Here is a 12,646-nt window from a genome sequence, read left to right as displayed (position 1 = left end):
GCCAGGGTTACCCCTGGCAGGGCCCATGTCAGATGGAGTGGGCGATCTGCTCGTCGCTGCGTTGCTCCAGAGGGTCTTCCTGCTCGGGCAGCGCCGTGATCACGCTGAAATCGCTGATCTCCACCTCGCCTGTACCGTAGCCGAGCAGGTGGAAGGAAAACGCCTTGCGCGGGCTCGGGTTGTCGAACCTGAATTCCAGTTCGAGGGGCTGGGTGGCTGTCACCCGCATTTCGGCCGGCAGGCCGAGAGCGACATCCTGCTCGCTTTCCTTCGCCTTGAGCTGGATGTAGGCACTGTGCGCCGGATCGAGCGAGCGGACCTTGAGGCGCACGCGCGTGTAGGAGCCTTCAGGCATCTCCAGGTACTGTGCGCCGATCAGGTTGTCCGCCCAATCGTCGCGAATACGCGGCTGCAAGGGAATCGCGGTAGGGCCACCGAACTGATAGTGCAGGTTCAATGGCGTGCGCAGCAGGGAGTGGTCCAGGGCGCTTGTCATGGCTGTGATCTTTCGGGAATCCTCATCCGAACTCCGGCCGATGTAGGCGGCCTGCTCGGCAATGAAGCCTTCGCTGGCGTAGCGGCGGCAACGCTGCTGGAAGTCGCACTCGGTCAGCGTACCCTTGCCATCGTGATAACGCAGCAGGCCATTGGTGAACGAGATGATCTCCCGGCCCGTGTCATAGTCGCGGAACAGCGAGCGCCCCGCGATCGCCGCGGGAACCGGCAGGGCGAAATAATCCAGCAGCGAAGCACTCAGGTCGACATGGCCGTATGTGCCTTTGTTCAGGCGTGGGAGTCGGGCCTGCTCCGGTGCAAGCACCAGGTTGAACCCCCAGGCCGAAGCCAGGCGCACGCCATCGATCCCGTGCGACTCATCGGACGTCACCACCACCAGCGTGTCCTCGAGCACGCCCTGACGCTCCAGGGCATCGAGGAAATGGCCGATCGCATCGTCCAGGTAGGCCACGGCTGCCTGCTTGGCCGTGTCATGGCGCTCGAGGTAGTCCTTGGGAGCGGAATAGGGCTGGTGCGTACCAACGGTGAGCAGTGTCAACATCCAAGGCTGGTCCTGCTTCTCCAACTGATCGACATAATCCAGCGCGCCCTCGAAGAACGCCCTGTCGTCCTTGCCCCACGGGAACTCCAGGTAGTTGTCGTTACGGAACCACTCGACACCGTGCACGGCATCGAAGCCGATATGCGGCATGATCCGGTCCTTGGCCATGAAACGCAGGCCCGCGCCTTGCAGGTAATGAGTGGCAAAGCCCTGTTCGCGTAGTCGAGCGGGCAGGCAGTCGCGATTGCGTACATCCTGCGTCAGCAGTTCGACGCCCTTGGGCGTGCCGTTGTCGAGCTTGTCATAGTCGCCACACAACATGGCGTAGAGACCGCGGATGGTCTGATGGGTATGCACGACATAGTCCGGCGTGTTCATGCCGCGTGCCGCCCACCGGCTCAGGTTGGGCATCAGGTCTTCGTCGTAGTGGCTGCCCAGCGCTTGGCGATTGGCGCGGATATACGCGCCGGGGATCCCTTCCAGCGTGATGACCAGCAGATTGCGCGCGCGGCCTGGCCCCGTCAGCAGCGGCTGGCCGCTCATGTCGGCTCGAGTCAGCCCCGCCATGGCCGGGGCAGAGTCGTGCCGGTCACCCTGCAGCCAGGCCAGGGTCCGTTCCTGCAGTCCGCCTACGCCGGCCGCCAACAACTGATGCGGCAGGTTGAACTGGCGCCATTGATCGGCGGCGGAGGGCGCAAGGTGCTGAGCACCCCAATGCGCGACCAGCAGCACCACCGGCAAGGCCCAGGCCTTAGTTGGCAGGCCCCGCAAGGGTCGCCCGCGGCCAGCCCATCGGGCGAGAAGCCAGGCTGCGATGCCAGCGCCCAGAGTGACTGGCAACCACGGATGGGAAAGCGCGCCTCCGGTGGAGTTCTCCACGAACTGAGGGTCGAACAGATAGGTCAGGTCGGCGCTGGTCGGCAACCGGCCCACGGCATTGACCAGTTCGGCCGACGCGACGATCAGGGTGGCCCACGCCACCAGCACGGGCAGCGCCAGCCACCAGGGGCAACGTTGCAGCAGCAGCGACAGCAGAATGCCGATGCCCAGGTCCGAGAGATAACCAAGCGGGTGGGACCAGCCTAACGAGGCGCGTACCACTAGCGGCACGACCAGCACCAGGCCAATCAGAATGGCAAGCCGCGCGCGGGAGCGGCGTGAACCGTCCGGAACATCCTTCACGTAATCATCCTTAGTGTCATGAAACAGACATGTCAATATGCAGGATGATAACAGGGGAGCAGGCAGGATGGCCGTGCCTTACTTCCTCGGTAAATGAAAACGCCGGGCGAAGGGTTTCCGACTGGGCCTCGCTGGTCGCCATTGCACCGAGTCCACTCATTCGAACGCCGTGGTCAGTGCTCCGCCAATCCGTTCAACAGGTGCTCCACGGCGTCCAGTGCCTGGTCGCGACGTTGCGGCCAGTCCCCCTCGATCACTTGCAACGGCTGCCGGTGAGTACGCAGCCAATGCAGACTGTCATCGAAAAACGCCTGGCGCGCTTCCAGGCGAGGCTGGCAACGCTGTCCATCGCTCACCCAGGTTACCCCTTGCGGGCTGAGCAACAGGTGCAGGTCGTAGCGTCGAGCCAGCAGCGCCGACTCCAGCCAGGATGGGCAATCCCGGAACAGGGCGCGGCTCCACAGGATATTGCTGAGCAGATGGGTATCGAGGATCAGCAGGCGCGGGGCCGCAAGGCGAGCGCTGTCCTCCCACTCCAGCTGCCCCCGAGCGATGGCAGGTATATCGCCGTAGCAAGTATCGCGCTGTTCCCGATCGATGAAATGACGCACGTATTCACCCACGACCTCGCCACCGAAGCGTGCCTGGATTTCAGTGCTGAGCCAGCTCTTGCCACTGGACTCGGGCCCGCACAACACCAGAACCTTCATGTGCCCGCCAATGCAGGGTCGCGCCGCCATTCCAGCCAGCCACGCACCGCGATCAGGGTGAAGAGGGCATAGAGCGCGGCCGTCAGGTACAAGGACTTGTACACGAACAAGGCCACGAAGATCACATCCAGCACGACCCACAGCGGCCAGCATTGCAGGCGTTTCTGCGCCATCCACAGCTGAGCTACCAGACTGAAGCCGGTCAGCGCCGCGTCCAGCCAAGGTTGCGCCGCGTCCGTCCAGGTTGCCATGGCCGCGCCCAGGGCAAGGCTCACCGCCAGCCCCATGGTCAGTCCCGTTAGCATGGGTAGCGTCGCCAGACGCGTGACGTGCCGGGCATCGTCGAGCCGGTCGGGACGCGTCCACTGCCACCAGCCATACAGCTGCAGGACGGCATAGACCAGTTGCAGTAGCATGTCCGAATACAACTGCACTTCATAAAAAATCCAGCTGTAGAGCACCACCATGACCAGCCCGATCGGCCAGCACCAGCTATTCTGCTTGACGGTCAGCCAGACGGCGATCACGCCAAGCGTGGCGGCGAAGAGTTCGAGGCCGGACATCGGCGATCCTTGGCGGTTTGCGAGGCCGCGATGCTACTCGTACACGCCGTTGCCCATCAAGCGCCAACCAAAAGGCATGATGCGCAAGCCTTAACGCCGGGGCTCTGCTAGGATTTCGGGCGCACCAGATGAAACTTTCGACACCGCAGAACTTTTTAGCAGGAACAACCACCAACGGGTCGCTGCAAAACAGCTGACCACTCGCGACATACACACATAAATCAAAAACGATGGGGCCTGCCAGGGGCAGCGCTTTATGGGGGAATAATGGATTTTTGGAGCGCCTTCCAGGCAATCATATTGGGGATCGTCGAGGGCCTGACCGAGTTCCTGCCTATCTCGAGCACCGGCCACCAGATCATCGTCGCCGACCTGATCGACTTCGGCGGCGAACGGGCCATGGCTTTCAACATCATTATCCAGCTAGGAGCAATTCTCGCGGTGGTCTGGGAGTTCCGCCGCAAGATATTCGACGTGGTGCTGGGGCTGCCACGTCAGCGCGAAGCCCAGCGATTCACCGTCAACCTGCTGATCGCTTTCATGCCGGCGGTGGTGCTGGGGGTGATGTTCGCCGACCTGATCCATGAGTACCTGTTCAACGCGATCACGGTCGCCGCGGCACTGGTGGTGGGTGGCGTGATCATGCTTTGGGCCGAGCGCCGCGAGCACCGTATCGAGGTCGACCATGTAGACGAAATGCGCTGGAGCCATGCCCTGAAGATCGGACTGGTGCAGTGCGTGGCGATGATCCCGGGAACCTCGCGCTCCGGTTCGACCATCATCGGCGGCCTGCTGTTCGGCCTGTCGCGCAAGGCCGCCACGGAGTTCTCGTTCTTCCTGGCCATGCCGACCATGGTGGGCGCGGCGGTCTATTCGGGCTACAAGTATCGTGAACTGTTCCAGCCTGACGATCTGCCGGTGTTCGCCCTTGGTTTCGTCGTCTCGTTCATCTTCGCGATGATCGCGGTGCGCGGGCTGTTGAAGTTCATCGCCAACCACAGTTACGCGGTCTTTGCCTGGTACCGGATCGTCTTCGGCCTGCTGATCCTGGCGACCTGGGTATTTGGCTGGATCGACTGGACCACGGCGCAGGGCTGACATGGCAAGCGTGCGAACTGCCGGACGACGGGGCGTCGCCAAGGAGGAGGGCGTACGCAACGTACGCCTGAAACTGCTTGCCCTGGGCGCGTTGTGCCTGCTGCCTGGGATCGGGGCGGTACGCATGGTCTGGCTCGGGGATTCCTGGATGCCGTCGCTTGCCTACGTGCTGGGCAGCTTGGCGAGCCTGGCGCTGTACTGGCACGACAAGCGTCAGGCAAAGGCCCAGGCCAGGCGCGTCCCCGAGAAGGTGTTGCATGCCAGCGAGCTACTGGGCGGATGGCCTGGTGCCTTGCTGGCCCAGCAGCTGTTTCGCCACAAGACCCGCAAGGTGTCGTACCAGCTGGCGTTCTGGGCCATTGTCGGTGTGCATCAGTTGTTCTGGATCTATTGGCTGTTTGGCATGCGGTGGATGATCGACGCCGTGGAGCCGCTGTTCAGATAAGCAACCCCGGCTGCTGGCGCTTGGGCAGGCGGCGCACTACCAATTGGTGAGAGCGGCGTAGCAGTTGAGTGAGCTCCTCCTGACTCATACGGTAAGGCGGCTCCACGCTGATCCAATGCGCGCGTGCCAGATAGGGCGCGGGGCGGATGCCGGGGCGATCGACGTAGCCCAGGAATAGTTCGCTGTCGACCTTGAATGAAAGTCCGGCGCCCGCCAGGTCGAGTACGGCAAACATCTTGTTGCCCGCTACCGAAAAGACGCGGATGCCTCCCCATTTGTAGTCTTCGCTTGCGCCGGGTAGGGAGAGGCAGAAAGTCACGACTTGCTCGGGGGTCAATTCATTGCCAGGCATGTGAACTCCGCAGGTTTAAAAGAGGCGCGCCCGTTGGGCCTTGCCGAGCCTGTGCCGCATCGGTCAGCCGGGATAAGCACGCCTTGCCAACAACAGCGTCAGCCCAACCCCCAGCAAGGCGAGCAGCGCGGCGACGCTGAAGATCGAGGCATACCCCAGACGAACCGCCACGGCGCCCATCACCGGCCCGGCGATGGCCAGGGCGAGGTCGAAGAATACCGCGTAGGCCCCGAGCCCCGCGCCGCGACTGCTGCTGGGCACTTGCTTGATTGCTTCCACTCCTAGAGCCGGGTAGACCAATGACAGGCCGAAGCCGGTAAGCCCGGCGCCCACCAATGCCCAGACGGGCGAGGGTGCCAGCCAGAGCAGGGCAAGGCCCACCACCTCCGTGCCCATGCAGGTGACCGCCACGGCATAGCCGCCGAAGCGGTTGACGGCATTGACGAACAATAGTCGCGAGACGATGAAGCACAGGCCAAAGACGCTCAGGCACCATGCCGCGCCCACCCAACCGCGCTCCAGATAGTACAAGGTGACGAAGGTGGTCAAGGTGCCGTAGCCGATCGAAGCCAGGGTCAGACCCACTCCACACGGCGCCACGCGCACGAATGCCGCCCAGAACGGCAAGCGCTCCCCGCGCACCGGGATGACATCCGGACGTGTGCGCAGGACCTGCAACGCCAGAGCCGCCAAGACCATCAAGGCGGGGCCAAGCAGGCTGAAATCCACGGCATCGACCATCAATACGCCCGCGGGGGCGCCGATGGCGATGGCGCCATAGGAGGCGATGCCGTTCCAGGAAATCACGCGCGCCGTGTGTTCGTTGCCGACCTGATTGATGCCCCAGCTCAAGGTGGCGACGCCGATCAGGCCTTGGGCAAGCCCCAGAAGCAGCCGTCCCCCGAGCAACAAGGCAAGGCTGAGGACCGGCCAGCCCAAGGTCCAGGCGGACAGCAGGGTCAGGAGGCCGCAACCGATGATGCCATAGAGCCCATAGCGGATCGCCCGCTTGCCTCCGAGGCTGTCGGCCACACGCCCGGCGAACGGTCTGCTGAGCAGAGTCGCCAGATACTGCAGGCCGATGGTCACCCCCGCGATTACCGCGCCGAAACCGAGCTGATCATGGACATAGCCAGGCAACACGGCAATCGGCAAGCCGATGCAAAGGAAGGCGATGAAGGTGTAGAACACGATCGCCAGGATCTGCGCCGTGATCGAAGGGGAGCGGGCGGGGGTTGGTTCATGCGCGGTCATAGGCTCGTTCGCTTGTAGGCGGAGGGGCGTCTGACCATGATGGCCGCTGCGAAGGGGAAATGAAAGCAGGCTAACTATTAATTCGGTGCCGGATCCCAATGCTTGGAAATCTGGAGCGGGCAGGTCTCGGGGCCTGGCACGGGCCCGAGAGGCCCAGTGCGGACGCAGGCCTCGAGTGCCTGCTCCGCATCGATCAGCCTTAGATCACCACACCCTGGCTACGCAGGTAGTCATCATAAGTACCGCTGAAGTCCACGACGCCATCTGGGCTCAACTCGATGATGCGAGTCGCCAGGGACGATACGAACTCACGGTCATGGCTGACGAACAGCAGCGTGCCTGGGTAGTTTTCCAGCGCCAGGTTGAGCGCTTCGATCGACTCCATGTCCAGGTGGTTGGTCGGTTCGTCCATCACGAGCACGTTCGGCTTCTGCAGGATGAGCTTGCCGAAGAGCATTCGGCCCTGTTCACCACCGGAAATCACCTTGACCGATTTGAGGATCTCGTCGTTGGAGAACAGCATGCGACCGAGGGTGCCGCGGATCATCTGCTCGCCCTGGGTCCACTGGCCCATCCAGTCGAAGAGGCTCACGTCGTCCTCGAAGTCATGGGCGTGGTCCTGGGCGTAGTAGCCCACTTCGGCACTGTCGGTCCATTTCACCGCGCCGGCATCCGGAGTCAGTTCACCGACCAGAGTACGCAGCAGGGTGGTCTTGCCGATACCGTTGGGGCCGATGATCGCCACGCGCTCGCCGGCTTCGATGGTAAAGCTGAAGTCCTTGAACAGCACCTTGTTATCGAAGGCCTTGCTCACTTTTTCCAGCGTCACGGCCTGACGGTGCAGCTTCTTGGTCTGTTCGAAGCGGATGAACGGGCTGACCCGGCTCGATGGCTTCACTTCCGCCAGCTGGATCTTGTCGATCTGCTTGGCGCGCGAGGTGGCCTGCTTGGCTTTCGAGGCGTTGGCCGAGAAGCGGCTGACGAAGGTCTGCAGCTCGCTGATCTGGGCTTTCTTCTTGGCGTTGTCGGCCAGCAGCTGCTCGCGGGACTGAGTGGCGGCGGTCATGTACTCGTCATAATTGCCTGGGAAAAGACGCAGCTCGCCGTAGTCCAGGTCGGCCATGTGGGTGCAGACGCTGTTGAGGAAGTGGCGGTCGTGGGAAATGATGATCATGGTGCTGTTACGCGCCGTGAGGACCGTTTCCAGCCAACGGATGGTGTTGATGTCCAGGTGGTTGGTCGGTTCGTCGAGCAGCAGCACATCCGGATCCGAGAACAGGGCCTGGGCCAGCAGCACCCGCAGTTTCCAGCCTGGCGCGACTTCGGTCATCGGGCCGAAGTGCTGCGCCAGCGGGATACCCAGGCCCAGCAGCAGTTCGCCGGCGCGGGATTCGGCGGTATAACCGTCCATCTCGGCGAACTCGGTTTCCAGCTCGGCGACGGCCATGCCGTCTTCTTCGGTCATTTCCGGCAGCGAATAGATGCGGTCGCGCTCGGCCTTGACCTTCCACAGCTGCTCGTGACCCATGATCACGGTGTCGATGACCGTGAACTGTTCATAGGCGAACTGATCCTGGCGCAGCTTGCCCAGGCGCGTGTTGGGCTCGAGCATCACTTGCCCGCCGGACGGCTCGAGGTCGCCGCCCAGGATTTTCATGAAGGTCGACTTGCCGCACCCGTTGGCCCCGATCAGGCCGTACCGGTTGCCGTTGTTGAATTTGACCGAGACGTTCTCGAAAAGCGGCTTGGCGCCGAACTGCATGGTGATGTTAGCGGTGGAGATCAAAGGGCTTACCTATCAATAACTTACGTAGCTTCGTTGGAGGTGTGGACCAATTTCGGATCAATCTGGAGTTTTTCAAGCTCCTGCCAGTCGTTGGACGAGTTGATCCAACGTGCATACGTCGATAAGAGCATCTGCACGCTGTGCCCGAGCTGTTGGGCGATAAATGCGGGGTTGAGGCCAGACATTAAGCATATTGTCGCATAGGTGTGACGGCAGTTGTACGGTGGTCGGTAGCGGAGTCCTAATCCCTTGATGACCGGGCGCCACTGGTGATGTAGATCAGAGGTCTGCTTGACGTACTCTCCATTTTTGCTAGGCGGGAAGACGTAGGGTGATTCCGTGTGCTGACCTTTTCCCTTCTTCCGCCGCTCAGCATACTGCCTGGCGAATTCGAGCGCGTGCAGTGCCCTGTCGTTGAGCAGGACGAACCGGTCCTTGTTTGTTTTCGTCCGTTCCTCAACCACCCCTAACGCCACCGTGCGACGGACGTGTGCGGTTTTCTTGGCCGTATCGATCGCATCCCACCTCAAGGCCAGGCCTTCCGACAAGCGTAATCCTGTGAAGAACATGAACTCGAAAAAGGCGGCATAGATCAGGCTTGGCCAATGCTGATGTTGGTAGAGCTCTGCAATGATCGCGTCTGCCTCTTCAAGCGTGAACGGGTCCACCTCCTTTCTCGATCGAGTTGGAAGCTGCAAGGCTTCCGCAGGGTTGCGGGTGATGAGGCCGTCGAGGACGGCCGAGCGAAGAATCGTTGAAAGCTTGACCAGGGCATTTCGCTTGACCGAAGGCGATATCCATTCAATCGCCGCGACGATCCGGCGCAGTAGCGTCGTCGTGATTAGGTCAATCCGCACCAAGGCCAGATGCGGGACCCAGTAGAGATTCAGAGTGCTTTGTAATTGAGCCGCGTTCCTGCAGCGATCTCCCGGCTATCGAGCCACAACTGGGCGTACTCCCCGAATGCGGGAGTTCCACCCACCACAGCGGCGGAGCTGGGGAATAGCTCCGCATACCTGTCGTGATCCAGCAGGTTCAGCTTAATCAGGCCGTTTACCTGATCGCGAAGCCGGGATGCAGCTTGGATGCCTTTTTGTGTCGGGGGGTAGGGAAGGGTTTCACTTCTGCGACTACCTTCCCACATGAACCGGAGTCGGAGTGAACCGTAATAGACGTCAATCCCTGGGGGTAAATCCATTGGCTTTCCAGCCATTCGTCGTACCTCTTCTTGCTGTAAATAATTCGGCCGCCATGTTTGATCCATACACCTTCCGGAATCGCTCCGCGTAGGCGTCGGCCTTCAAGCGCACGCTTGGTACAGCCAAGCAAGTCGGCCATGCGTTTTTCGGTGACCTTGTCGACGTCACCAGATTCTTCTATTGCCATGGGATGGTCTCCACGCCGCTGGTAGCGGCAATAGCTCTCGGTGCCCGCGCATGTCGGTGGGCTTGTAGGGGGTACGCGTGGGGCGGGCTGGTCACAGCAGATGCGCGCCAGTTTCCAGCAGGTCTTGCTTGTCCTTGATGAGCTGATCGCGCTCTTTAGTCAGGGCTTCGTTTTCGGCGAGCAAAGCCAGGACGACTGAAGGATCAGCGAGTACCAAGTAGCGCTCATCTGTGCCGAGCAGATCAGCGTCCTCAATCATTCCTTTCCAGCCGTGTGAACGAATCACGCCGTGCGCTGCGGCATGCGCGACAGCCTGCAGGGCATCCAGATCTGGGGAATCCAAGATGAGTTTCTTTTCTTCAGGCACGACTTCGTCCTTGGCCGCCATATCGTGGCAGTGAATAGAGGGGAGAGGGGTTACAGGTGCAGCCTCATGCGCTGGCTAACTGGAGCTGGGGACCCCCGCCCGTTGCCAGTCCGGGGTTGAGCTCGACGCGCTGGCCTGCGAGTAGGCCGCCTATTTGAGCATTCAGGTCTAGCTCGAAGTCGCGCTGTTTCCTGGCCTTGCCGATTTCCCTTCCTGATAGGTACTGCTCGATCAGCGCTTTATCTTGTGCCTCTACCGTCACCAGGTCGTGGCCACTGGAATGCTGTGCAAGGGCAAGATCCTTCTCGCTGCGCGGCACCAGCGCGTGAATCTTCCCGTGCACAGCGGAAACCCAGGCGAGTGCGAAGTGATCGCCTGCCGTCTCTGGTGAGTAGGAACTACGTTGCTTGCCTGCCCGTACCTGCGAAACGTATTCGCGTCGGGCCAGAGTCAGCTTGGTAAGCAGAGCCTCGTAGGCGTACATCGCAATCTGAGGCGCTGGAGTCACGCCAATGAACAGTGCTCGATCAACCATGCGGTTGCTTGAAACGCATCAATGCTTACGCGAAAAGCCATTGACGCCGAAGATCTGGGCAACGATTGCGCTTAGGTCTCGATCCCAGGTTGGGCGACGTTTCGCGCGGACCTTTTCCGACTCGACCTCCCCGACATCACTCAGGCGGACGTCCATTTCGGTCAGGCGATACTCGCGCATCAGCGACTGGGCCTGGCGCATGGCGGCCGCAGCCTCGTTCTCGTTCGAGCTCTTGGAGAGGGCGAGACAGCGCTTGATCTTGCGGATAACCCGCTCGAGCTTACTCTCGTCGTGCTGTGTGTCGGTCATTCGTGATCCTTGCATGCAGGCGTCGCTATCCACGGCCAGATGCGATCTAGTGGAAATCTTTGTCGACGTGAGGTATGAGATATCAGGATTTGTTAACGCTAGGGATGCAGAGCACGTGGACGATTTAGTTAAGGAAGTGATTCCTCTTTTGCAGTATCTAATCCCTGGATTCTTGACGGCTTGGATTTTCTATTCCCTCACGGCGTTTAAGCGGCCTGATACCTTTGGTCAGATCGTGCAGGCACTGATTTTCACACTAGTCATTCACGGCACGGTGCTAGCCATTGGATCTATCTGTCTGTGGATCGGCGTGCACTGGGGTTCGATAGGGAAGTGGGATGCCAAAGCTGAAGCAATTTGGTCATTCGTCATCGCTGTGTCTGTTGGCGTTAGCTCATGCTATCTAGCCACTAGCGATAAACTACACTCATGGCTTCGAACGAGAGGCGTTACTGAACAAACCTCCTACCCGAACGAGTGGTACAGTACGTTTTCGACGTATGAGAGATTTGTGGTCTTGCACCTACACGATGAGCGTCGTCTTTATGGTTGGCCTCGGGAATGGCCGTCTGAACCGACTCAAGGGCAGTTTGTGATTCAGAACCCCGCGTGGCTCGACGACAAAGGAAAGAAGCTACCTTTTGGGGCTGAGTTTCTGGTGATTGATGTGTCTAAAGTACAATGGGTTGAATTTGATCAGGAGTAAGTGACGTATGACGAGCAAAGCACCGCGACCCATGCCGCCTGGCACCTCCCGGCCCATATTTACGAATGACGGTAAAAACCCACCGCCTCCACAGGCTTCCAGTAGGCCTGCACCGTCGGCCCCGCCGCCGCCTAAGCGATAGCTTTAGTGAGGGGTCTACTCGCTGGGGGTTCGCTTCAGCTCAGCAATACTGGCCGCTTCGAACTGACGCGCCTGCCGGGGTGAGATGTAAAAAACTGGCGCGTCAGGCTTCTCAAGTCGGCGCGCTCGCTCCTCTGGATCTTGGGTAACCCATGACAAAGCTATGTCCTGCCATAGCTCCTGCACCTGCTTATAGCCATAGAGCTTAAGTTCGGCAGCCATAGCCTTCTTCATGCCTTGGGGCATGCTGAAGAACACTTTCTCGATGCCCAGCCTTGCGACTTCTTTCTTCAGGCGCTCGCGGTAGTCCGCAGAGTGCTTCGCCCTCCAGTTTCTTCTCGGCCATTGCCGGTGCCTCCTAAGCCGCTGGGCGGCAGATTGATGTGCTGCTGGCGCCGACCGTGGCGCGCGCGGTTGAACGTTCGTTTCAAGACCTGTCATTCCGGCGTGGGAAGTCGATGTTGTTCTTCGTGGCCAGGCTCACCAAATAGTGGCTGGTGATGCCGAGCTTCTTGGCCACGAAGTTCCGGCTGAGGCCCTTGCCGCTGTTCTCTCTGATGAGCGCCACCAGCTTGACCTCCTGTTCGGCCTTAGCCTTTCGTGCGGCCTCGCGGCGCTGGCGCTCTTTGTCACGCTGGGGGAAGAAGAATCCCGCCTCATTGGCCAGGCGGTGCAGAACTGTGCGGCTCACGCCCAGGGCGCGATAGGCTTCGTCGAGGGTCATGGTCTTGGCAGCTTCATGCGCACGCTGGATC

The 12,646-nt window shown here is 60.7% G+C and carries 13 protein-coding genes and 2 pseudogenes; 3 read left to right on the top strand and 12 right to left on the bottom strand.

All coding sequences use genetic code 11. The features are described from left to right. Positions 1-28: 28 nt before the first annotated feature. The 3 genes from G7009_RS13090 to pnuC form a co-directional block, all read right to left on the bottom strand. A complete protein-coding gene (locus G7009_RS13090; RefSeq protein WP_181130488.1) occupies positions 29-2,239 on the bottom strand; it encodes an LTA synthase family protein in 2,211 nt (736 codons plus the stop codon). A 173-nt stretch (positions 2,240-2,412) separates the two neighbouring features. After that, positions 2,413-2,949 (bottom strand): AAA family ATPase, encoded by a 537-nt coding sequence (locus tag G7009_RS13085; RefSeq protein WP_181130487.1) that lies wholly within the window; start codon positions 2,947-2,949, stop codon positions 2,413-2,415. Beyond that, complete coding sequence (gene pnuC, locus G7009_RS13080; RefSeq protein ID WP_181130486.1) at positions 2,946-3,512, bottom strand: nicotinamide riboside transporter PnuC; 567 nt, start codon at positions 3,510-3,512, stop codon at positions 2,946-2,948. Before pnuC ends, G7009_RS13085 begins: the two co-directional genes overlap by 4 nt. Before the next feature lie 267 nt (positions 3,513-3,779). Between pnuC and G7009_RS13075 the strand changes: the two genes are divergently transcribed. Then, positions 3,780-4,610 carry an undecaprenyl-diphosphate phosphatase gene (locus tag G7009_RS13075; RefSeq protein WP_181130485.1) on the top strand — a complete coding sequence of 277 codons (831 nt, stop codon included), beginning with the start codon at positions 3,780-3,782 and terminating at the stop codon, positions 4,608-4,610. Between the two features lies 1 nt (position 4,611). Beyond that, positions 4,612-5,055 carry a DUF1294 domain-containing protein gene (locus G7009_RS13070; RefSeq protein WP_181130484.1) on the top strand — a complete coding sequence of 148 codons (444 nt, stop codon included), beginning with the start codon at positions 4,612-4,614 and terminating at the stop codon, positions 5,053-5,055. On the opposite strand, the gene G7009_RS13065 is transcribed toward G7009_RS13070, so the two are convergent. From G7009_RS13065 to G7009_RS13040, 7 genes and pseudogenes are all read right to left on the bottom strand, one after another. Continuing rightward, positions 5,048-5,407, bottom strand: coding sequence for an MmcQ/YjbR family DNA-binding protein (locus G7009_RS13065; protein ID WP_181130483.1), 360 nt, complete (start codon positions 5,405-5,407; stop codon positions 5,048-5,050). The two genes, G7009_RS13070 and G7009_RS13065, sit on opposite strands and share 8 nt — an antisense overlap. A gap of 63 nt (positions 5,408-5,470) precedes the next feature. Continuing rightward, entirely contained in the window at positions 5,471-6,661 is a 1,191-nt protein-coding gene (locus G7009_RS13060) for an MFS transporter (protein ID WP_181130482.1), read from the bottom strand. Between the two features lie 199 nt (positions 6,662-6,860). Beyond that, complete coding sequence (locus G7009_RS13055; protein WP_181130481.1) at positions 6,861-8,447, bottom strand: ABC-F family ATPase; 1,587 nt, start codon at positions 8,445-8,447, stop codon at positions 6,861-6,863. A gap of 20 nt (positions 8,448-8,467) precedes the next feature. Further along, a pseudogene (locus G7009_RS13050) lies at positions 8,468-9,591 on the bottom strand (tyrosine-type recombinase/integrase). After that, positions 9,501-9,833 carry a hypothetical protein gene (locus tag G7009_RS27765; RefSeq protein WP_258197927.1) on the bottom strand — a complete coding sequence of 111 codons (333 nt, stop codon included), beginning with the start codon at positions 9,831-9,833 and terminating at the stop codon, positions 9,501-9,503. The pseudogene G7009_RS13050 and the gene G7009_RS27765 overlap by 91 nt, the downstream one beginning before the upstream one ends. 91 nt (positions 9,834-9,924) lie before the next feature. Then, the gene (locus G7009_RS13045; protein WP_258197926.1) at positions 9,925-10,200 is read right to left on the bottom strand and encodes a hypothetical protein; all 276 of its coding nucleotides are present in this window, start codon (positions 10,198-10,200) and stop codon (positions 9,925-9,927) included. A 64-nt stretch (positions 10,201-10,264) separates the two neighbouring features. After that, positions 10,265-11,044, bottom strand: a pseudogene (locus G7009_RS13040) (DUF2786 domain-containing protein). A 115-nt stretch (positions 11,045-11,159) separates the two neighbouring features. On the opposite strand from G7009_RS13040, the gene G7009_RS13035 reads away from it, so the two are divergent. Beyond that, the gene (locus G7009_RS13035) at positions 11,160-11,750 is read left to right on the top strand and encodes a DUF6338 family protein (RefSeq protein WP_181130480.1); all 591 of its coding nucleotides are present in this window, start codon (positions 11,160-11,162) and stop codon (positions 11,748-11,750) included. Between the two features lie 156 nt (positions 11,751-11,906). Here the strand turns inward: G7009_RS13035 and G7009_RS13030 are convergent, their stop codons facing one another. Together G7009_RS13030 and G7009_RS13025 are read right to left on the bottom strand one after the other, a co-directional pair. Continuing rightward, positions 11,907-12,137 carry a hypothetical protein gene (locus G7009_RS13030; RefSeq protein ID WP_258197925.1) on the bottom strand — a complete coding sequence of 77 codons (231 nt, stop codon included), beginning with the start codon at positions 12,135-12,137 and terminating at the stop codon, positions 11,907-11,909. A gap of 181 nt (positions 12,138-12,318) precedes the next feature. After that, positions 12,319-12,615 carry a hypothetical protein gene (locus G7009_RS13025; protein WP_181130479.1) on the bottom strand — a complete coding sequence of 99 codons (297 nt, stop codon included), beginning with the start codon at positions 12,613-12,615 and terminating at the stop codon, positions 12,319-12,321. Positions 12,616-12,646: the final 31 nt, after the last annotated feature.

The organism is Pseudomonas capeferrum (genome assembly GCF_013523055.1).
Taxonomy (GTDB): domain Bacteria; phylum Pseudomonadota; class Gammaproteobacteria; order Pseudomonadales; family Pseudomonadaceae; genus Aquipseudomonas; species Aquipseudomonas capeferrum_A.
Note: the sequence above shows the minus strand (reverse complement) of the source record. Positions and strands in the feature narration are given on the sequence as shown.